The organism is Nocardia sp. XZ_19_231 (assembly GCF_015355705.1).
GTDB lineage: Bacteria > Actinomycetota > Actinomycetes > Mycobacteriales > Mycobacteriaceae > Nocardia > Nocardia salmonicida.
The window spans coordinates 1132132-1153720 of the sequence record NZ_JACUZI010000001.1 but is presented as its reverse complement, the minus strand read 5'-3'; the positions used below and the strand labels follow the sequence as shown (position 1 = coordinate 1153720).

The following is a 21589-nucleotide window of genomic DNA, read 5'->3' as shown; positions in this document are numbered from 1 at the left end:
CGATTATTCCTGTGGCGCAACGGTTCTGGACAGGCCACTTGCTCGCAGGACACGACGACCGATCGCGGCGCGGATGGAATCCTCGGTGCCGATGATGCGGACGTGAGTACGGGCCCTGGTGATGGCCGTATAGAGGAGTTCCCTGGTGAGCAGCGTGGATTCGGGTTCGGGGAGCACGACCGAGACGGTGTCGTACTGGCTGCCCTGGCTGCGGTGGATGGTCATGGCGAAAACCGTGACCACGGCGGGGAATTGGGTCGGGTGGACCAGATAGGGCTCGCTGCCGCGTTGGAGGGCCGCGCGCAGCGAGCCGTCGGGGCGGCGGATGATGACGCCGGTGTCACCGTTGTAGATCCGGGCCTCGTGGTCGTTGGCGGTGACCAGCAGCGGCTGACCCGGGTACCAGACCGATTGCGGCCCTTCGGGTCCCGCGCCACCGGCCGCGGCCCACTCGGCCGCCATCCGGTCCCAGCGTTCCACGCCGAAGGGGCCCTGGCGATGGGCGCAGAGCAACCGGTGCGACTCCAGTGCGGTCAGCGCCCCGCTCGCGTCGCCCGCCTCGGCGGCGGCCGTGACGGCGAGGGCGGCGGTGGTCACATCCGTCCGAACAGCGCGGGTCTCATCGGGGGCGCACAGCGACACGTCGTCCCCGCCCGCCCGCAGAATGGCCAGCGCCGTGTCCGCGTCGCCCGCGCGAACGGCCACGGCCAGGTCGGCGATGCGCCCGCCGAACCGTCTGCCCCTGGTCAATCGAACGATCCCGCCTTGCAGACGCCGCTGTTCGAGATCGGTGAGCGAGGGTGCCTGCGCACCGGCCGCCGAACTCGGGTCGACCACCTCGGGCACGCCCGGCAGCTCCACCTCGCCCAGCACCTCACGCAGCGCCTCGTTCGGCGCACCGCTGACCGGCCCGGCCACGAGGTCGGCCAGCACCGCACCCGCATCGACCGAGGCGAGCTGGTCGGGATCGCCGACGAGCACCAGGCGGGTATCGGGGCGCAGGGCGGAGAACAGGTGGCTCATCATCGTCAGCGACACCATCGAGGTCTCGTCGACCACGACGACGTCGTAGGGCAGACGATTGTGTTCGTGGTGGCGGAATCGGGTGGTGCGGCCACGTTGCCAGCCCAGCAGACGGTGCAGGGTCGAGGCGGTGAGTTCGGGCAGGCCGAGGACGGCGGCTTGTTCGCGCACCGCCTCCTGCAGCCGGGCCGCCGCTTTGCCCGTGGGTGCGGCGAGGGCGATACGCAGGGCGGGCAACTTCGGCGAGGCGCCGCGGTGCGCGGTGAGCAGGGCCAGGATGCGGGCGATGGTGTGGGTTTTGCCGGTGCCGGGGCCACCGGCGACGACGGTGGTCCAGTGGGTCGCGGCGAGGGCCGCGGCCAGGCGTTGCCGGTCGGGGCCGTCGCCGAGGGGGTCAGCGAAGAGCCGATCCAGTTGTGCGCGGACGAGTTCGGTATCGATCGCGGGGTGGTCGGCACTGCGTTCGGTGAGCACTCGTCGCAGGGTTTGTTCCTGCTGGTAGTACCGGTCGAGGTAGAGCAGCGCGCCGCCCTCGGCGTCGGCTTCGACGATCCGCAACGGGCGTAGTGGACCGGACTGCCCACCGCAGATCAGCGGACTGCGACGCAGGGCGGTGAGCACCCGATCGATGTCCGGCCACGGCAGCGTCGCCGGGTCGATTCCCGTGGCGCCGTCGCGAGTTTCGTCGGCGTCGATGCCGATCTCACGTATCCGAGCCAGCTCGAGGCACACCGATCCGGAGCGCACCGCGCGCACGGCCAGGGCCGCCACGAACAGCACGTCCTCGCTGTCCTCCCGCCCCATCCGACCCAACCGCACCGCTACGTGCACGTCGGCGGCGGACAGGACGCCCGCTTCGTTGAACACCCGCAGCAGCCCGGTTCCCCGCTGCGCCACCTGAATAGAGGTCATCGCTCCCCCGCGAGCAGATCCGACAGCGCGACAACAAGTTGCGCGGACGGGTACCAATCGAAAACGCCGTGGCCCGGCGGTGTCGAGGTGCCGATCATGCCGCGCACGAACAGATACCTGGCCCCACCCAGATGGCGGGCAGGATCGTAGTCCGGCAGCCGCCAGCGCAGATAACGGTGCAGCGCAACGGCATACAGCAGCGCCTGCAGCGGATAGTGCGAACGGATCATCTCCGCGACCATGTGGTCGCGACGGTAGTGCTCGACGGTGAGGTCGCCCGTGCCGAGCCGGTTGGTCTTGTAGTCGACGATGAGATAGCGGAGCCCACCCGTTCCGTCGGGCACCCGCAGGACTGCGTCGATGCTGCCGGTGAGATAACCGCGCAGCACCGTATCGGGCAGTGCGGCAACATGATCGGCGTACCCGGCGAGGTCGTCGTCGGCGGGCAGGTGGGTGCGCAGCAGCGCGGCGATGGCGTGCATCCCCGCCGAGCGCGCACCGGGGGTATCGCCGCCACCGAGCGGCAGCTCGAATTCCAGTTCGTTGAGCCGGTCCCGGGTCGCGACCGCTGCCAGGGAACCGAAATCGGCCGGGGTGCGCAGGACTTCGAGCAACGCTGACGACAGGAGGTCGACGTCGAGCTCAGCCATCGTGTGCTCGACGGCCTCGACACACCGTTGGTGGACCTCGGCGGCGAGGTCGGGCACCGAGGTATCAACCGTTTCGAGCACGCCGTGGACCAGCGTGCCGAACTCGGCGCCATAGGGCAGATCGTTCATCAACGACGGGGCGGCCGTGCTGCCGGTGAGGGCGTCGACCGGCGCCTCGGTCGGCTCGTCGTCAGGACCCGGGCCGTCCTCGGGCTCCTCGTCGTTCACCCCTGGCGCGTCGTGCGCACCGGCGGTGAGCGCCGAATACGAGGTGCGCCGCCACTGCTGGTCGAGCGCACGGGTGAACCCCGCGGCCGCCAGCTCACCGGTCGGCAGCTCGGAGCGCACCCGCCGCGGCGCCACATCCTCGGGGCGATCGACCATCGTCACCGAGATCACGTCCGTAGCCGAGGCGGCCCACTCGGAAATCCTCTGCGCCGCAGCGGTATCGGCCGGTATCTCCGCCCGGCGCGGTACCTGCGCCGACCCCGGCCGCCGACCCAGCATCATTCGATGCAGCGGCGCGGCGCCGGTGGTCACCGCGGGCGCCCACCACGCGACGACCTGACACATCGCCCGGGTCAGCGCCACATACAGCAGCCGCAGTTCCTCCCCCGATTCCTCGGCCTCGCACCGCAATTGGCGCTCGCCGTAGCCGGGGGCCTCCTTGCCGCCGATATCGAGGACCCTGGTGCCGTTGTCGTCGTGGAACAGCAGCGTCGCGGGATAGGGGTTCTTGGCACTGTCCCAGGTGAAAGGCAGGTAGACGATGGGGAATTCGAGGCCCTTGCTGGCGTGCACGGTGGCGATCTGCACTGCCGCCGCGTCCCGATCGAGCCTGCGGCTGCGACCGCTGATACTGCCGGCCTCCGGATCACGCACACGGTCGGCGAGCCAGCGGGTGAGCGCGGTCAGGCCGAGCCCCTCGGCCAGCGCGACCTCGTCGAGCAGCTGCGCGAGATGGCGCAGATCGGTGAGTTCGCGTTCGCCGTTGTCCACCGCGAGCAGGCGCGGCGCGAGATCGGTTTCGGTGGCGAGCTTGTCGAACACGGCGGCGAATCCGGCGCGCGCGAACAATCGCGCGGCATCGCGCAACTGAGTCGACACCCGGCCGACGAGATCCGCACCGCCCGAGTCGATCTCGGCAGCGGTCACCCCGAGGATCGGTGTGCACGCAGCCAGCCGCACCCGGTCACCGCGATGCGGTTGTTCCAGAGCCCGCAGCACCCACAGCCAGTCGGTCGCGGCGACGGTCGCGAAGACACTGGTGCCACCGGCGAGAACGGAGGCGACCCCGACCCGGTCCAACGCCGCACGCACCACATCGATCTGGGATCGAGTGCGCACCAGCACCGCGATATCGCCGGGCCCGATCGGCCTGCGCACCCGGCCGTCGCCGACCTCACTGAGCGAATGATCCCCGCCGCGTAGGGGTTTGGCGTCGATGGCGGTACCGGATTCGAGCAGGGTGACGATGTCGGCGGCCAGGTCGTCGGCGACCTTGGCGCGCTGTCTGCCCACCGACGGGAACCCCGACCGATTGCGCGGACCGGCCCCGGTCCGAGGCAGCACCCGCAGTCGCAGCGGGCTGATCGTCTCGGGTTCACCGTGCAGTCGGGTCGTCGGGCGGGTCGGCGTGACCGGATACACGCTGATCTCGGGGTGGCCCAATTCCGCACCGCCACACAGGTGGTCGATAGCGCGCAGCAGTCCGGCGTCGCTGCGCCAGTTGCGGGTGAGCTCGCTGCGGCGGTCCGCCAGTGCCACGGCGTCGAGGTAGCTGAGCACCTCGGCGCCGCGGAAGGCGTAGATGGCCTGCTTCGGGTCGCCGACCAGCACGAGGGTGGCGTGCTGGTGGAAGGCCAGGCGCAGGATGTCCCACTGCAGGGGATCGGTGTCCTGGAATTCGTCGACCAGTGCCACCCGGTACCGCTGCCTGATCCTGGCGCAGGCGCGTGGGCCGTGTTGCGGGTCGGCCAGCACATCGTGCAGCAGGACGAGCAGATCGTCGAAATCACGCAGTCCCGCACGGCGTTTGCGGCGTTCGGTTTCGGCGCGCACGGCGGTCGCGAAGGCGACACGCTCCCCCGCCGCGCCATCGGTGCGCGGCGCGAGGTCGGCGTGGCGGTCGTGGACCGCCGCCAGCGCCAGGGTGTGGGCATCGCGCAACGTGAAGGGGGCGCGGTCGCGGGCGTAGCGGGCCAGATACAGGTCGTCGGCGACGGTGGCGACGAGTTCGTCCACCGATTCGACCAGCCGGGCGCCCGGATCGTGTTCACCGGCCAGACCGAGTTCGTCGAGCATCCGCTGACAGAACGAGTGGGTGGTGGCGATGGTGCCCGCGTCGAAATCAGCGAGGGCGGTGAGCAATCGGTGCCTGCGCAGACGCACGGTCGCGGGGTCGGTATCGGCCATCGCCCGGACGAGCTCGTCCTGGTGGTGACGTGCCGTGTCGGGCTCGGCCAGTGCGGTCGCCACCGTGACGAAACGATCCCTGGTCCGTTCACGCAGTTCCTGGGTGGCCGCCCGGCTGAACGTGACCAGGAGCAATTCGGTGATCGCGATACCCGCCTCGGCGACGTAGCGCACCGCGAGCCCCACGATGGCGTGCGTTTTGCCGGTGCCGGCGCTGGCCTCGAGCACGGTGGTGCCCTGGGGCAGCGGACCCGTGGCGTCGAACGCGGTCGGCGCCGATACGGTCCCCGTCACGGCTGTCCCTGACTCTCGGCAGCGAGTAGCGGCGCCCACCAGCGGCGCGCGAGGGCACCGAAGTGGGTGCTCTCCGGCTCGCCCGGTCGGCTGGGTTCGGTGGCGAGACCGGCGAATCGGGGTGCGCGGCCCCACACATAGCGCAGGTAGCGGTCGGTGTGGTCACCGAACTTGTCGGGCCCGTTGGGGCCGCCGTCGAAGGAGTGTTCGGCCGCGAGCAGGGCGTCGGCGACGCTGTCACCGCGGAATCGGCGCTCGGCATAGGCGGCGGTGGCGGCGGGCGCGCAGGGCAGCGGTTCGCACAGCCCTTCGTCGCGCAACCGGACCAGGTCGCGCAGGATCGCCAGTGCGGCAGGCGCTTCGGGTGCGGTGATCACCGATCTCGCCACCGGTCTGCTGCGGAATTGACCTCGTCCCGTACTGATCGCCTGCCACGATCGGTCCTCGGTGGCGGCGAGGGCCAGCAGCGAAACCCAGGACGCGAGCCGGTGTTTCGGCGCCAGGCGCGAGTAGGTGGTGCGCACCAGAGTTTCCCCACGAACCTCGGGCACGGTGCCCGCGAGGGTGCGGCCGTTGCCGAGGTCGATAGCGATGTCGACGGCACGTGGTGGCGCTTCGTAGTCGGGCAGTGCGGTGCGGACGAGAGTATCGACCGTGCCCTCCACTTCGTCGAGCACCTTGGCCCCGAAACCGAAGGGGGGCAACGTTCCCCGACGCCATTCGGCGGCGCGCAGCCCCGCCGGGTCGGCGCCGGTGAGCCGAGCGGTCAGCATTCGTTCGCCGAGGTCCCACTTCGCCAGGCCGTCGAGTTCGATCGGGAGCTGATCGGCGATGTCCTCGGATTCCTCGGGCACCCGCAGGCCGAGCCGCTGCCACAGGAACGCGCGCACCGGATGCTCGGCGAACGAGATCAGTTCCGCCAGTGCGACATCCGTGGCGGGAGCGGGCGGTAACGGCGCGGTGAGCAGCGGTGGCCGCGGCTGTGACGGGCGGGCGGCGGCGCGCGCACCGGCCAGGGCGACGGTGTCGAAGCTGCGCGGGTTCTCGGGGGCGAAATTGCGGCGGTCGAAGGCCTGCAGGGGGTGACGGATGTGAACGGCGTCCATGGCCGTCGGTCCCACGTGGCCGGCGAGCACGTCGAGGAGTTCGGCGACCGGGACGGCGGGCGGACGCGCGGCGCCGGTGACCGGGTCCGCGCCGGTGTGCAGGACCAGCAGTGTCTCGCCTGCCGCCATGACGGCGTCGAGGAGGAGTTGGCGGTCTTCGCTGCGCGCGTCGCGTTCGCCGACCAGTGGGTCGCGGGCCAGCAGGTCGTCGCCGTCGACACTGCCGGGACGCGGGAAGACGTCGTCGTCGAGGCCGAGCAGCACCACCACGCGGTGCGGCACCGACCGCATCGGCACGAGGGTGCACACGGTGAGTTCGCCGGTGCGGAAGTTCGCGCGGCCGGGGCCGCCCGCCAGACGACTGGTCAGCAGGACCGCCACGTCGGCCAGACGCAGCGGGGTGTCGCCCGCGTGTTCGGTGGCGGCGACGATCTCGCGGCGCGCTTCGGTGCGGATCCACGCATGCGCGTCGGGCACGTCGGTGAGCAGTTCGACGGCCCGCAGCAGCACGGCGGTCCATTCGACGGCCGGGCGTGGACCGCGCAGGTCGCGCAGGCAGACCGCGAGTCGGTCGATGAACTCGGCGAAGCGGCCCGCGAGGTCGACGTCGTTGGAGTCGACATCGTCGAGCGGCAGTGCCAGATCGAGCCAGTCGTCGCCGGATTCGTCGGCGGTGACGCCGAGCAGGATGCGGTCGACCGCCGCGTTGAGGGTGTTCTGGGCGAAATCGGCAAGGCCGAACGCCTCGCGTTGACGCTGCCCGATCCCCCACCGCGCGCCCGACTCGGCCGCCCACTCGCGCAGCCGTTCGATGTCGTCGTCGTCGAACCCGCAACGGCGGCGCACGGTTTCGCTCGCCGCCAAGTCGAGCACCTGCGTCACCGTGACGCGACCGTCGGCAAGGTCGAGTAGCTCGATCACCACGGCCAGCATCGGGTTGGTCACCGCCCGCCCGCGATCGGCGAGCCGCACCCGCAACTGGTGCGCCGGATGTTCGCCCTCGACCGGCAGGTCCACGCCGGTGCCGCGCTGCCCGAACGCCGCTCGCACCAGCGGCGCGAACGCCTCCACGTCCGGGCACATGATCAGCACTTCACGCGGCTCGAGCGTCGGATCCGCCGCGAACGTCGTGAGCAGCAGATCCCGCAGCACTTCCACCTGCCGCGCCGGGCCGTGACACGCGTGGACCTCGACACTTCCGTCTGGCGTCGCGCCCGGCTCGGGGGCTCGGTCGGCACGCACGGCAGCCTGTACGACACCGAGCAGTGAATGTGTGGCCGCCTCACCGGGAAGGTGAGTGTCGCTGTCCAACAAAGGATTCAGGCGCTGTTCCAGCTCTCGGACGTCGCGGGCCAGTCCTGACAGCAGGGGGTGGGAGACCAGATCGGCGGTGTGGTCGGCGGCGCGCGGACGCACCGTGGCACCGACTCCACTGCCGACCGCCCCCTCGTAGTTCGCCTCGACGTCGGCGATCGCCCGAGTATCGGTGAGCGCGGTCCACATGGCCGGGCTCGGGTGCGCCATCCAGAGGTGGACGTCGCGGTGAGCGGCGAGAGCGGTGACGACGGCCAGTTGGTCGGCGGGCAGCCTGGTCAGGCCGAAAAGGGAGAGTCGCTCGGGCAGGTCGATCGAGTCCGGTTCGGCGCGGAGCCGGGCGCAGGCGTCGGCGAGTCGTTCGGCCGGGCTCGGAGCATCGACCGCTGTGCGCAGTGCGCGCCACAGTTGCGGCTGCCACGCGAGATCGTCGGGCACCGGCCCGCCCGCACCGTCGGTGTCCGCGCCCGCGGTCCAGTCGAGCAGCACCTGCGGGCGTTGGGCGGCGTAGGAGTCGAACAGCGCGGCGAGGTGGGCGGCGGTGGCGTAGCGCCTGCCGACTCGGTGATCGGTCCCGGGAAGGCCGAGATGACGCGCCAGCACCGCGGCCCACGGCTGGTCGGCGACCTCGTCGATCACCCGCAACAGGGTCCACACCAGTCGCTGACCGGCCCACGGATCGTCGGCGGGCGCGATCCCGCTCGCACCGGCCAGTACCTCGGCCACCAGCGCGGTAGGCGCGGGGAAGGCGATATTCGCGGCTATCCCGTCACCGACCGGGCCACGCCCGGCATCCACCACACCGAGCACACCCGACAACCGTTGCGCCAACCAGCGCTCCACCCCTTTGGCGGGCACCGCGACCACATCCGCGACGAAAGGATCGGCGGGTACTGCCCCCAGCAAACGCCCCAGTCCGTCGGCCAGCGCGTCGGCGCGTTCGGCGCGATGGAGGTGCAACGGCATCCGTTGTTTATACGCCCAGCGACCGACCCGCAATCGCGCGACCCCGCCACCACCACTGGACCGGGCTAGTGAAATACGCCACACCGCAAGACGTCCCGGCCCCGCCTGCGGCACCCTCGACGCCGACCGTGGGATCGTTGCCGTTCGGGTGGGACAGTACGGCCGCGGGCGAAAGGCTGGTTTCGTTTCATGATCGCGCAGGTGTTTCCCCTGGTTCCCGGCGGCGGCTTCGTCGTCCGCCGAGTGGGCGCGCGCTGGGAGTTGGTCAATTCCCGGCGCTACGGGCCTGATCAGGTACTGCATTCGTGGCCGCTGGACCGGCACGGCGAAGCGTTCGAGCACTGCCATCGCCTCAACGGCTGCACCATCGCCACACCGCACGCCGCGCATCACTGAAACGCAATTCCCGTGCGCCGCAACAGCGCTGTCGCCGGGGGCCGGATTCGGGGCGAAGTAGTGCGCTCGGGCGTTCGGTGTGCGAGTGTGGTCCATCGTGCGTGACCGTTCTCCTTCCCCTCGTGCCGTTTCTCGAGTAGCAGCAACTGCCTGTCTCCTCGCCGCCGCCGCCGTCCTCACTCCGGGCGTCCCCATACTCCTCGCTCCGGCCTATGCCGCGCCACCCGCGTTGACCCAGGTGTCGGTGCCGGGGTTCGACGCCGACATGAGCTCCCGGATCGCGCGGGCCGACGCCTATCTAGCCGGTCGCCCCGGTGCCGTCGGCTACGTGCTGCGCGACCGTAAGACCGGCGGCATCTACGCCAACGAACATGCCGAGAACCAGGTCTGGACCGCCTCCACGATCAAGCTGGCCATCGCCGCCGACCTGCTCAACCGGGCCCGCGTCGGCGCCATCGGCCTGTCCCCCGACGACCGCTTCAACATCGAAGCGATGCTGGCCACCTCCAACGACCACGCCACCGACGTGCTGTGGCAGAAGTACATCGGCTTCGACCGGATGGCCTACAACAACGCGTTCCGCGCCTACGGCATGGTCAGCCTGATCCCGCAGCCGACCACGACTGCGCTGTTCCCGGACTGGTCGTTCCAGAAGTGCACGGCCGCCGACCTGGATCGGCTGATGAACACCATCCTCGACACCATGCACCCCGACGATCTCGCCTACCTGCTCGACCGGATGCGCTCGGTCGACTCCAATCAGCACTGGGGCGTGTGGGGCGCGGGTTCGTCGATGCGGCCCGGCCTGAAGAACGGCTGGTCGGCCGAAGCCGATGGTTGGGTGGTCAACTCGGTCGGCGTCGCCGGGGCGGGCGAGCGGTACACGCTCTCGATCATGAACGCACTCGGCGGAGCGGGCGGCTACACCGACGGCGCCGAGACCGACACCCGGGTCGCCGAGCTCCTTCTCGCAGGTCGCTGAGTCGGCGCGTCCCGTATTGTCGATCTTGTCGTTCGATGAGACACCGCATCACACGCCGCGATCGAGTTCTTGTTGCGACGTCACAACCGGAGCCGACTACGGTTAACCCTGTCACCACCACCGCGGGGCCCGCCCCAGTCTGTCGAGGAGCGCGACGATGAGCACTGAGTCTGTCGAGAAGCGGCACCACGTTGTGGTGATCGGTTCCGGGTTCGGCGGTTTGTTCGGTACCCGGCATCTGCGCCGTGCCGATGTCGACATCACGCTCATCTCCAAGACGTCGACCCACCTGTTCCAGCCGCTGCTCTACCAGGTGGCCACCGGCATCCTCTCGACCGGCGAGATCGCCCCGGCCACGCGCCTGGTGCTGCGCAAGCAGAAGAACGCGCAGGTGCTGCTCGGTGACGTCGTCGACGTGGACCTGGCGAACAAGAAGGTCACCTCGCGACTACTCAACCGCGACACCGTGACCGACTACGACAGCCTGATCGTCGCCACCGGAGCCCAGCAGTCGTACTTCGGCAACGACCACTTCGCCACCTACGCGCCCGGCATGAAGACCATCGACGACGCGCTCGAATTGCGCGCGCGCATCCTCGGCTCCTTCGAACAGGCGGAGCTGGCGACCACCCAGGAAGAGCGCGACCGGCTGATGACCTTCATCGTCGTCGGCGCGGGTCCCACCGGCGTGGAGTTGGCCGGGCAGATCGCCGAACTCGCCGACCGCACCCTCGACGGGACCTTCCGCACCATCGATCCCCGCGACGCACGCGTCATCCTGCTCGAAGGCGCGGGCGCGGTGCTCGGCCCGATGGGGCCCAAACTGGGCGCCAAGGCGGCCAAGCGGCTCGAGAAGATGGGCGTGGAGATCCAGCTCAACGCGATGGTGACCGATGTCGACGCGCACGGCGTCATCGTCAAGGACGCCGACGGCAGCACTCGCCGGATCGAGGCCGTGTGCAAGGTGTGGTCGGCCGGCGTGCAGGCCAGCCCGCTGGGCAAGATGATCGCCGAGCGGTCCGAGGGCACCGAGGTCGACCGGGCCGGACGCGTCATCGTGGAGCCCGACCTCACCGTCAAGGGTCATCCGAACGTGTTCGTGGTCGGCGACCTGATGTCGGTGCCCGGCGTGCCGGGGCAGGCACAGGGCGCCATCCAGGGGTCGACGTATGCGGCCAAGGCGATCAAGGCCGGACTGCACGGTCAGACCCCGGAGCAACGCAAGCCGTTCAAGTACTTCAACAAGGGCTCGATGGCCACGATCTCGCGGTTCGACGCCGTCTGCCAGATCGGCAAACTCGAGTTCAGCGGGTTCCTGGCCTGGCTCGCCTGGCTGGCCCTGCACCTGTACTACCTGGTCGGCTACCGCAGCCGGATCGTCACGGTGATCGGCTGGTTCGTGTCGTTCCTCGGTCGCAACCGCGGTCAGATGGCGGCGACCGAACAGTGGATCTTCGCGCGGCTCGCGATCGAGGAGGTCAACGCCGATCAGGCCGAGGCCAGGGCACTCGCGGCCGATGTGGGCGCGCCGCCCGCCGCCGCCGAACCGCTCACCGCGGATCAGCGCAAGATCGGCTGACACAGCTCGTGCGTTGGCCGGGTGGTTCCGTCGAACCACCCGGCCTTCGTCGTGCCGATTACCTTTCCGCGTACCGATATTGCGGGCTGCCGACGTTTCGGACCCATCCGAGTCGAGCACCGGTCCGAATGTCGGAGGTCATATATGTGTGACCAAATCCCCAGGATGAAAGGTGATCTATGGCGACGGGGAAACACAGGGCGCCGAGTATGCAGCGACAGAAGGTAGGTTCGGTCGTCGCAGCCGGAGCGGTACCCCTGGTCATGGCCCTGATCGGCACGGGCACCGCGAATGCCGATCCCGCGCAAGCGGCGGTGACACAGCCCGAGCATCAGGCCGGACCGGAGTTCGACGCGGTGGCGCCCAACGCCACCCCCTACGTGGGCCAGCCGATGCCCGCGAACACCCGCAGCTCGCTGCAGTGGTCGCGGACGGGGCCGGAAATGGACTACCTGTCCCCGGTGGGACCGCTGCACGCACCGACCGCGGTCGCGCCGGTGCCGCCGATCCTGCCGCCGCCGGGCCAGTTCCGCTTCGGTGACCAGCAGATTCCGGTACCGGACTTCGTGCCGGTGGACACCTCCATCCAGATCAACGACGTCGCGGCCAATACCGAGGCCAACCTGGCGACGTTCCTTGACTCGGTCGGGCTCGAGCGCAGCCGCTCGGACCGGATCGCCGCCGAGACCCTGGGTTCTGCTGCCAGGGGCGCGGCGGTCGGTTCCACCGTGGCGATGCCGTTCGCGATGATGGCCAGCACGGGCGGTGCGTTGGCCGGGCTCGTCGCCGGACTCCCGTTGTTCCCGGTCGGCTTGGTCGCGGGCCCGATCCTCGGTGGCATGGCCGCGTACATGGCCGTGTCGATCCCCATCACCGTTGTCGGCGCCGGTATCGGTGCGGCGGTAGGTGCGGCAAGTGGTTTCCTCGCCCCGCCGCGTGCGGGGACCCCCGAAGCCGTCGATACGGAAGCCGAGATCGTCACCGCTTGATCGAATTCCCAGCGGTGGGAGTCGGGCCATCGGCTCGGCTCCCACCGCCCTTTCCTCGGCTAGGCGTTGGCGATCGCGAGCGCGCGCAATCGGCTGGTCGTCCGGGTGGCGAGTGAACCACCCGCGGCCAGCGGGAGCCGAACCTCGTCCACACTGCCCGACCAGACCGGACGGTCATCCGGATAGACCAGCTCGCTGTCGAGCGCACGCGGTGCGGTGAGTCGATCATCGGTCGACGCACCCGCGCCGAGTTCGAGCCGGTGCCGCAGCAACGGCACCTCGCCGACATCGGCGAGCAGATCACCGCGCCACCCGCCGCCGTCCTCGCCGCTGCGGCCCACTTGCACGCGCTCCCGCAACCGCAGCCGCGCATCGGGTGCCACCCGCACCGTGGTCACTGTGTGATGGTGTGCGCCCCCGGCCACGATCGTCGGTTCCGGATCGAAGTCGAGTTCGGCGCCTTCGCCGATGTCGAAGCGCCAGTGCGCGTTCGACAACATGGTGGCCACGCCCGGCAGGGCGATCGTCGCCGCCACCGAACGGACCACCAGCCGCGCACCGGGGCGCACGACGATGGTGATGTCGAGTTCGTCGCCCCCGAGCGGGGTGGCCGCGGTACCGATCAGGTGCACGGTGTCGACGCCGGTGTGCCGCCCGGCCAGGCCGCCGACCGCGTCGATGCGGGGCAGCCTGCCCGGCGCGGCGACAATGCTCAGTTCAGTGCGCAACGCCGGCGGCCGCGTCCTGTTCGGCGGCGACCCGCAGTTGCTCGCGCACCCAGGCCAGGACCGGGGTGGCGGCCGGGTCGTCGGTCAGCGAGACCAGCGCGGTGGGGCGGCCGTCGCGGACCTTGGCGGCGTCACGCTCCATCACGCCCAGGTCGGCGCCGACCAGCGGGGCGAGGTCGGTCTTGTTCACCACGAGCAGGTCGGAGAACGTGACGCCGGGGCCGCCCTTGCGCGGCACCTTGTCGCCACCGGCCACATCGACGACGAAGATCTGCACGTCGATCAGGCCGGAAGAGAAAGTGGCCGTGAGGTTGTCGCCGCCGGATTCCACCAGGATCAGATCCAGCGGCGGGTTGGCGGCGACGAGGTCGTCGATGGCGTCGAGGTTGGCGGTGATGTCGTCGCGGATGGCGGTGTGCGGGCAACCACCGGTCTGCACGGCGGTGATCCGCTCATCGGGCAGCACGGCGTGGCGACGCAGGAAGTCCGCGTCCTCGGTGGTGTAGATGTCGTTGGTCAGCACCGCGAGGGACAGTTCGTCGCGCAGTTGCCTGCACAGGGCGGCGACCAGCGCGGTTTTGCCGGAGCCGACCGGGCCACCGATGCCGATGCGCAGTGCCTCACCCGCGGCGCGGTCGCGCTTGGGGCGGTCGTGGCTGTGATCGTGTGGTTCGCCATCGATCAGATGGGGAGGCATGGGGGCTCCTTCTCGGGTTCGGGGTCAGGATGCGAACAACGGCATGTCGCGGCGGAGGTGACGTTCGGCGAGCGCGTCCTGCAGTGGATCGGACAGTGCGGCGAGCCCGGTGGCGGCCTCGGCGGCGATCCGGTCGCACAGCGGTGCCAGGCGCAGGGTGCTTTCGGCGATGGCGGCGGGATCGAGGGCGAGCAGTCGTTGCGCGGCGGTGGCGGCGCCGGTGAGCGTCGTGTAGACGACAACGCCGGCCAACTGGTCGGTGCTCGCTCCACTCGCGGCGCCGACCATGCCGAACACCGTCGACAGATGGGGGCGCGGGCCTGCCGCGGCCCAATCATGGTGCGGCCACAGCTGTTTGGCGAGGCGGAGCAGCCCACGGCCCTGCGCGCGCGACGCCGTGCGCGCGGCGGGCGACGGCGTACGAGCGTCCGACTCGAGCTCGGCGCGTTCGGGCGTGAGCGACCCGCCACACACCGCGGCGGCCAGCGATGCCGTGACGAGTCCGGACGTGGAGATCCGGCGCCGCAGATACAGCTCCACGCTCGCCTTGTCGCGCAGCAACCCCGACGACACAGCTTCCTCGACACCGCCGGAGTGCACGTGTCCACCGATGGGCAGGCGCGAATCGGCCAGGGCGAGCAATGTCGCCAGTCCCGCCGCACCCTCGTTTCGCATCCGACGATCCTATGCAACGAACCTGGACGTCTGCCCGGTGAGGCCGTCCAGCACGGCGCACCGTGGCGGCGATCACCCCGACCGGTGGTCGTGCTCGACCCGCTGATCGGCCGTTGGACGATTCAGCGCGACTCGACGGTCACCGTCTCGGTGCGGGTCGAGCGCCAGGCCAGCACCGCCATCGCGATCAGCAACAGCGCGCCGCAGGTGGTCGCGACGTGCATTCCGCTGACGAAGGATTCGCGGGCCGCGTGGATGAGCCCGTCGTCACCGGATGACTGCAGGAGGGTGTCGCCCAGGGTCTCGCCGAAGTCGCCGCCGGAGCGGAACACCAACGCGGCCACCGAGCCGAGCAGGGCGAGACCGAGCGCATTGCCGAGTTCGAAACTCGTCTCGGAGATCCCGACCGCCGAACCCGCCCGCTCGGCGGGTACCGCCGACACCGCGACATCCGAGACCAGCGTGAACGAGAAGCCGTAACCGATACCGGCGATCACCGAGCCCGCGATATACCAGCCGAGGCCGCCGTCGACACCGACGCCGAGCAGCATCAGGTTGCCGATCGCCGACAGCATCAGCGCGAGGGTGAAGGTGGCCCGCACGCCGAGCCGCAGCCCGAGGCGCGCGCCGCTCATCGAGCACACGAACACCGCGATCGCCATCGGAACGCCGAGCAGCGCGGCGGCCAACGGGTCGCGACCGGTGACCGACTGCAGGTAGATGCTGGTCAGGTAGCTCAGCGCGGCCAGCGACATCATGCCCGCCATGCTCGCCCCGATCGCCACCCGGAACAGCGGCCGCGTGAACAACGACAGGTCGAGCAGCGGTTCGGCGAGATGACGCTGCCTGCGCACGAACAGCACGAGCAGTCCGACGCCGATCACGGCGATCACCAACGACACCGCGTCCAGCCCTTCGGCGGCGATGTGTTTGATCCCGTAGATCAACGGCAGGATGCCGCCGATGGACAGCGCGACGCTGGGCAGATCGATCGGCCCCAGCGCGGCGGAACGATGTTCGGGCAGCAGGATCGGCCCGAAGATCAGCAGAATCGCCAGCACCGGAATGTTGATCAGGAACACCGAGCCCCACCAGAAGTGGTGCAGCAGTACACCGCCGATGATCGGCCCGACCGCCGAACCACCGGCGAAGAACGCGGTCCAGATGCCGATCGCGGTGGCCCGTTGGCGGGTGTCGGGGAACAGGGTGGAGATCAGTGCCAGGCTCGACGGCAGCAGGGTCGCACCGCCGATGCCCATCAGGACGCGAGCCGCGATGAGGATCGGCGCGGTGGGCGCGAACGCGGCGAGCACTGACGCGACGCCGAAGATGGCGGCCCCGACGAGCAGGATATTGCGCCGGCCGATCCGGTCGCCGAGGTTGCCCATCGTGATGAGCAGACCCGCCAGCATGAACCCGTAGATGTCGAGGATCCAGAGCTGCTGCGAGGCAGTGGGATCCAGGTCGGCCGTGAGGGTCGGCATGGCAAGGAAGAGAACCGAGATGTCCATCGACACCAGCAGCACCGGCAGCAGCAGCACGCCCAATCCGAGCCATGCGCGGCGTCCACCGGCGACTGCGGTGGGCACCGCCGGTTCCAGCTTCGTCATTTCCGACATCCTTCCACGGTTTGCGTACGCCGTACGCGGGAGCTGGGTACAGTGTACGCATGAAGGTTGTATTACGAAAGCGAGTCATGGGATGACCGAGGCGAAGCTCACCCGCACCGCGATCGTCGACGCCGCGATCACCCTCGCCGACGCCGACGGACTCGACGCGGTGTCGATGCGCCGCATCGCCGACCGCCTCGAGGTGGGCACCATGTCGCTGTACCGGCACGTGGCGAACAAGGACGAACTCATCGCGGCCATGACCGACGAGATCGCCGCCCGCCACCCCTACCCCGATCCGGTCGGTCGAGGGTGGACGTGGCGCGACCGGGTACGCATCGCCGCCGAGGTCGATTGGCAGCTCTACCAGCAGCATCCCTGGGTGCTGCTCACCTTCGCCGTCCCCCGCTACAGCTTCGGCCCGCAGGGCCTGGCGAGCCTGGCCTGGCTGGTCGAGGGCCTGCGCGAACTCGACGTGACCGCCCGCGAGGCCACCACGATGGGGTTCACCGTCTGGAACTACATCTCCGGCGCCAGCTTGCCGGTGGTCGGCGGTGCGCTACTCGCCGAGAAGCGCACCGCCACCGACGACACCAATGGACTGCGCGACCTCCTAGAGGGCACACCCTCCTTCCCCGTGCCGCCGGCGCTGGCCGAGCTCGAAGGCGCGGGGGTGAGCGAACTCACCTCCGAGGACCTCCTGTTCCTCGGCCTCGACGCGCTGTGCGACGGCTTCGCCGCGCGCGCGGCCCGTCGAGCCGCCGATTCCCCTCCCCGACCGATATCGACCGAGGGATAGACCCCGGAGTCGCCGAACCGGTCTTGACCTCGAGCACCGTTCAGGTTGAACACTCAGTTCATGCATGCGATCCAGCTCCACGAATTCGGTCCCGCCGACAACCTCCGCCACGAGTCGATTCCCGATCCGGAACCGGGCCGAGGCCAGGTGCGCATCGCGGTAGCCGCCGCGGGTGTCCATCTGGTCGACACCGCGTTGCGCCGCGGTGAGCCGGGCCCGTTCCCGGTACCCGAGCTGCCGACCGTCCCCGGCCGCGAGGTCGCCGGGGTGGTGGACCGGGTCGGCGACGGTGTCGACGCCAGTCTGCTCGGCACACGGGTAGTCGCTCATCTGGGCACCGCACCGGGTGGCTACGCCGAGCTCACCGTCACCGAAGCCGAACGGCTGCTCGCTGTTCCGGAGGGCGTGAGCTTCGCCGCGGCGGTCGCGATGGTCGGCACCGGGCGCACCACGCTCGGCATCCTCCAGTTCACCGAACTCGATGCCGACAGCGTCGCGGTGGTGACCGCGGCGGCCGGGGGGATCGGCACGCTGCTGGTCCAGTACGCCGCTGCCGTCGGAGCGACAGTGGTCGGGCTGGCCGGTGGACCGGACAAGGTGGCGATGGTGCGCGACAACGGCGCCGATATCGCGGTCGACTACACGCTGGCGGATTGGCCGGAGAAGGTCCGGGCGCAGCTCGGCGGACGGACCGCGACCGTCGTCTTCGACGGTGTCGGCGGCCAGGTCGCCGACGCAGCCGTCGACCGGCTCGGCCCCGGCGGCACCCACCTGGTCTTCGGCTGGTCCGCCGGTGCCCCGACGCAAGTGGACACCGCCGCTCGCGGCATCACCTCCCCGAGCGTGCTCGGCCCTGCGATGGTCGAGCGCGCGGGTGGTGACCTGCGCATCCTGTCCGAACGCGCGCTCACCGCCGCGGGCACCGGCCTGTTCCGCCCCGCACTGACCGAATTCCCCCTCGCCGAGGCCGCCGCCGCCCACCAGGCCCTCGAATCCCGTGCCACCACAGGCAAAGTCGTGTTGATCCCCTGAAGGCTTCGGGCTCTGGTGGTGCGGACTTGGCCGCGGTTCCACCACCAGGGCCTGGTGATCAATCGACCAGATCGCTCACCGTCGGGCGAGTCTGGCGAATGTCGGACGACACGGTGGTCGTCGGTGGTGAAGACTGGACCTATGACCGACGCGCAGCCGTCCGCCGATCGTCGCCTCGCCGCTCAGGCACTGGCCGCGAACGATCCGACCGGATGGTTCGAACCGCTCTACGCCGAGGCCGCGGCGGGGACCTCGGTCGTTCCGTGGGACCGTGCCGAGCCCAATCCGCTGCTGGTCGACTGGCTGCGCAGTGCCTCCCTACCCCAGGGCGCGAGGGGCTTGGTGATCGGCTGCGGTTACGGCACCGACGCGGAATTCGTTGCTGCCCAAGGTATCCGAACCACCGCCTTCGACGTCTCCCCCAGCGCTATCCGCGGCGCCCGCGTCCGGTTCCCGCATTCGCCCGTCACCTACAAGGTCGCCGATCTGCTCAACCCACCACCGTCATGGCGCCACGCCTTCGACCTGGTCATCGAGTCGATCACCGTCCAATCCCTGCCTACGGACGTCCGTGCCCTCGCCATCACCGGCATCCGGGACCTCCTGGCCCCCGGCGCGACCCTGCTCGTCATCGCCGACATCAGCGAGACCCCCGCCACCGTCGGCCCACCATGGCCACTCACCCGCGCCGACGTCGACTCGTTCACCGCCCCCGAACTGACCCAGGTCCGCGTGGAAACCGTCCCTCGCGCCGACACGTCGGGCCTCAACCGCTGGCGGGCCGAATTCCACCGCCCGGCGCAGGCGGTCGACTGACACTCGCCGACGGCTTCCGCCAGGCCGGAACGGTCCAGTACGTCGCCGCCCGCAGCACCCATTCCACCGGCCCGTACGGATGGCGACTCAGCCACCGGGCGCTGAGCCAGAGCTGGGCGGCGAAGGTGACCACCCCGACCGCGATCACCACTGCGAGCGACACATCGTCGGCGAGGGCGAGGCCGTAGCCGGTGTAGACGAGCATCAGCACAATCGATTGCCCGATGTAGTTCGAGGCCGCCATCTTGCCCGCGGGTGCGAACACAACGCAGTAGCGACCGATCCGCACCGCCGGCACCACCGCGGCGAGGTACGCGAAGGTCATCAGCGGATTCACCAGTGCCTGGAGCACCACCAGAAACGGCGGCGGTGTCCACCACCGCATCGTTGCCGCGAAGGTGAGCGCTGAAACGGGCAGTCCCACACACAGTCCCACGACGAAGGTTCGTACAGCCCAGGTGCGCACCGTGTTCGACTGCTCGAGCAGGTTCAGCTTGCCTGCGGCCATTCCGAGAAGAAACATGGCCAGGCTCGGCACCGCCCCGGCCGACCACACCAGCAACAGCGCGGTGGGCGCGACGGCGAGTTGAGCGGAGAAGGTTTCCGCGGCAGTTCCGGTATAGGCGGCCCCCACCTCTGGCATCACGAGTCCGTCGCCGGGCAACAGCCCTGGCCGCACAGCCCCGATCAGCAACAGCATCGCACCCGCTAGGGCGGCCGTGCGCGGACCGAGCGCGCGAACCGCGATCAGGATCAGACCGAGAGCCGCATACAGCGTGAGAATGTCACCGTCCCAGAGGAACAGGACGTGCGCGAGACCGACCGCCATCAGCGCGGCGCAGCGCCGCAGTAGCCGTGCCGTGGGCGAGACACCGGCCCGGATCGCGGCTGTGACCTGCAGAGTGAACGCATATCCGAACAGAAACGCGAACAACGGATAGAACCGAGCGGACAACAGCGCGTCCACTGTCGCCAGGACCAGGCGATCGCCGCTCGAATTCACCCGGTCCGGCGCCCATTGGCTGACGGCGGCGACCGCATTGCAGAGCAGAATCCCGAACAGCGCGAGCCCACGCACGGTGTCGAGCTCGACTATGCGATGCACAGATTGTGCTGCGGGCGGATCCGATACGTCGAGCACCGGTACACGGTAGAGCGCCGAATCGGCGCCCTACGCGCCGGGCGGAGCGGGCCGTTAGGCACGCCGCCACGGCGGGATGGTCAGGTAGGTCGCGGCACGGAGCAACCACTCCACCGGCCCGTAGGGGTGATCGCGTAACCACCAGGCGCTCAACGACAGTTGGGCGGCGAAGGTGAGCACAGCGATCGCGATGACCGCCGGTGGGGCGAGGTCGTCGGCGAGGGCGAGGCCGTAGCCGGTGTAGACGAGCATCAGCACGATCGACTGACCGATGTAGTTGGTGGCGGCCATGCGCCCGGCTGGGGCGAGTAGGGCGGTGTAGCGGCCGAGGCGGGCGGACTGTGCTGCCAGCAGGATCGCGGCGACGTAGGCGAATGTCATGGCCGGGTTCACCAGTATTTGGAGGCCGTGGATCACGGCGGGGCCATGCCACCAGGTCATCGACTCGGCGAAGGTCATCGCCGAGATCGGCAGTCCGAGGCCGAAGCCGATCACGAGTGCGCGAAGAGACCAGCGGCGCAGCGTATCCGGGTCCGCGAACAGGTTTCGTTTGCCCGCCGCCATGCCGATCAGGAACATCGCCAGGCTCGGCACGCCCTGGCTGAACCAGATCAGCAGCAGGAAGACCGGCGCGAGAGCGGTCTGCGCGGCGAACGTCGAGGCGAAGTCGCCGGTGTAGTCGGCGGAGATCGCGGGCAGGTCGACGAACTCGCCGAACGCGAGAAGACTGTTTTCTCCCGGTAGAAAGCTCCACGCCGACCAGGTCACGTACAGCGCCACCCCGACGATCACCGCCGTTCGCGGCCGCAATTTCCGCAGCGCGACGAGGGTCAGGCACAGGAACGCGTACAGGGTGAGGATGTCCCCGATCCACAGCAGGTAGACGTGCACGAGACCGATCGCCATCAGCGCGGCGCACCGTCGGAGCAACCGCCGTACCGGCGAAGCCCCCGCACGGTGGGCCGCCGCGATCTGCAACGTGAACGAGTATCCGAACAGGAAGGCGAACAGCAGGTAGAACCGCCCGGTGAACAACGCGTCGACGGTGGCGCGCACCAGCAGATCGACGGTGCCCCCGAAGCGCAGAACGGGGTCCTCGCGAGTGCCGACCACCGACCACAGCGAGGTCGCCACGACCACATTGGTGATCAGAATCCCGAACAGGGCGAACCCGCGCAGAATGTCGACCTCGGCGATACGCGATCCGGATCGCACTGCGGGCGAGCGTGTTCCGAGTGCGTCTGCCATGAACCGAGCGTACGCACGCCGACCGGTGACATTCGTCCACCGTACGAGCTATTTTCGCCCCCGTACCGGAGTGATCCGCTGTCAGCCCTGCGACGTATTGACAGCCGGGCCCGCGCATGGAGCAATCCCTTGAAGCCGCTCCCGGCGGCGAACGACCACCTGAGCGGCCCACGACCGCCACGGTGCCACAATGGAGCACGATCACGCTCGGCAGGGA

At 69.7% G+C, this 21589-nt stretch carries 16 protein-coding genes; 7 read left to right on the top strand and 9 right to left on the bottom strand.

The window, feature by feature from the left end:
* Window positions 1-3: 3 nt before the first annotated feature.
* The 3 genes from recD to recC are packed head-to-tail and all read right to left on the bottom strand — an operon-like array spanning window position 4 to window position 8680.
* The gene (gene recD, locus IBJ82_RS05195) at window positions 4-1935 is read right to left on the bottom strand and encodes an exodeoxyribonuclease V subunit alpha (protein ID WP_194824740.1); all 1932 of its coding nucleotides are present in this window, start codon (window positions 1933-1935) and stop codon (window positions 4-6) included.
* Window positions 1932-5294: a UvrD-helicase domain-containing protein gene (locus IBJ82_RS05190; RefSeq protein ID WP_370585154.1), complete on the bottom strand. Its 3363-nt coding sequence runs from the start codon at window positions 5292-5294 to the stop codon at window positions 1932-1934. Before IBJ82_RS05190 ends, recD begins: the two co-directional genes overlap by 4 nt.
* Window positions 5291-8680, bottom strand: coding sequence for an exodeoxyribonuclease V subunit gamma (recC, locus tag IBJ82_RS05185; RefSeq protein WP_194824738.1), 3390 nt, complete (start codon window positions 8678-8680; stop codon window positions 5291-5293). The genes IBJ82_RS05190 and recC overlap by 4 nt, the downstream gene beginning before the upstream one ends.
* A 189-nt stretch (window positions 8681-8869) precedes the next feature.
* On the opposite strand from recC, the gene IBJ82_RS05180 reads away from it, so the two are divergent.
* From IBJ82_RS05180 to IBJ82_RS05165, 4 genes are all read left to right on the top strand, one after another.
* Window positions 8870-9076: a hypothetical protein gene (locus tag IBJ82_RS05180; protein WP_056810106.1), complete on the top strand. Its 207-nt coding sequence runs from the start codon at window positions 8870-8872 to the stop codon at window positions 9074-9076.
* A gap of 265 nt (window positions 9077-9341) precedes the next feature.
* Complete coding sequence (locus IBJ82_RS05175) at window positions 9342-10058, top strand: tat pathway signal sequence (RefSeq protein ID WP_228536716.1); 717 nt, start codon at window positions 9342-9344, stop codon at window positions 10056-10058.
* Between the two features lie 157 nt (window positions 10059-10215).
* Complete coding sequence (locus tag IBJ82_RS05170; protein WP_194824737.1) at window positions 10216-11637, top strand: NAD(P)/FAD-dependent oxidoreductase; 1422 nt, start codon at window positions 10216-10218, stop codon at window positions 11635-11637.
* Between the two features lie 209 nt (window positions 11638-11846).
* The gene (locus IBJ82_RS05165; protein ID WP_228536442.1) at window positions 11847-12626 is read left to right on the top strand and encodes a hypothetical protein; all 780 of its coding nucleotides are present in this window, start codon (window positions 11847-11849) and stop codon (window positions 12624-12626) included.
* 59 nt (window positions 12627-12685) lie between these two features.
* On the opposite strand, the gene IBJ82_RS05160 is transcribed toward IBJ82_RS05165, so the two are convergent.
* From IBJ82_RS05160 to IBJ82_RS05145, 4 genes are all read right to left on the bottom strand, one after another.
* The gene (locus IBJ82_RS05160) at window positions 12686-13354 is read right to left on the bottom strand and encodes an urease accessory protein UreD (protein WP_194824736.1); all 669 of its coding nucleotides are present in this window, start codon (window positions 13352-13354) and stop codon (window positions 12686-12688) included.
* A complete protein-coding gene (gene ureG / locus IBJ82_RS05155; RefSeq protein WP_194824735.1) occupies window positions 13344-14051 on the bottom strand; it encodes an urease accessory protein UreG in 708 nt (235 codons plus the stop codon). Before ureG ends, IBJ82_RS05160 begins: the two co-directional genes overlap by 11 nt.
* A 24-nt stretch (window positions 14052-14075) precedes the next feature.
* Complete coding sequence (locus IBJ82_RS05150; RefSeq protein WP_194824734.1) at window positions 14076-14726, bottom strand: urease accessory protein UreF; 651 nt, start codon at window positions 14724-14726, stop codon at window positions 14076-14078.
* A 122-nt stretch (window positions 14727-14848) separates the two neighbouring features.
* A complete protein-coding gene (locus IBJ82_RS05145) occupies window positions 14849-16336 on the bottom strand; it encodes an MFS transporter (protein WP_194824733.1) in 1488 nt (495 codons plus the stop codon).
* A 91-nt stretch (window positions 16337-16427) separates the two neighbouring features.
* On the opposite strand from IBJ82_RS05145, the gene IBJ82_RS05140 reads away from it, so the two are divergent.
* The 3 genes from IBJ82_RS05140 to IBJ82_RS05130 all read left to right on the top strand — a co-directional run bounded on the left by IBJ82_RS05140 (window position 16428) and on the right by IBJ82_RS05130 (window position 18983).
* On the top strand, window positions 16428-17135 hold the full coding sequence (locus IBJ82_RS05140; RefSeq protein ID WP_194824732.1) for a TetR/AcrR family transcriptional regulator: 708 nt from the start codon (window positions 16428-16430) through the stop codon (window positions 17133-17135).
* A 60-nt stretch (window positions 17136-17195) separates the two neighbouring features.
* A complete protein-coding gene (locus IBJ82_RS05135; RefSeq protein ID WP_194824731.1) occupies window positions 17196-18167 on the top strand; it encodes a zinc-binding dehydrogenase in 972 nt (323 codons plus the stop codon).
* 141 nt (window positions 18168-18308) lie between these two features.
* Window positions 18309-18983, top strand: coding sequence for a bifunctional 2-polyprenyl-6-hydroxyphenol methylase/3-demethylubiquinol 3-O-methyltransferase UbiG (locus IBJ82_RS05130; protein WP_194824730.1), 675 nt, complete (start codon window positions 18309-18311; stop codon window positions 18981-18983).
* On the opposite strand, the gene IBJ82_RS35285 is transcribed toward IBJ82_RS05130, so the two are convergent.
* Both IBJ82_RS35285 and IBJ82_RS05120 read right to left on the bottom strand, forming a co-directional pair.
* Window positions 18934-20124 carry a DUF418 domain-containing protein gene (locus tag IBJ82_RS35285; RefSeq protein ID WP_194824729.1) on the bottom strand — a complete coding sequence of 397 codons (1191 nt, stop codon included), beginning with the start codon at window positions 20122-20124 and terminating at the stop codon, window positions 18934-18936. The two genes, IBJ82_RS05130 and IBJ82_RS35285, sit on opposite strands and share 50 nt — an antisense overlap.
* 54 nt (window positions 20125-20178) lie before the next feature.
* Complete coding sequence (locus IBJ82_RS05120) at window positions 20179-21372, bottom strand: DUF418 domain-containing protein (RefSeq protein ID WP_194824728.1); 1194 nt, start codon at window positions 21370-21372, stop codon at window positions 20179-20181.
* Window positions 21373-21589: the final 217 nt, after the last annotated feature.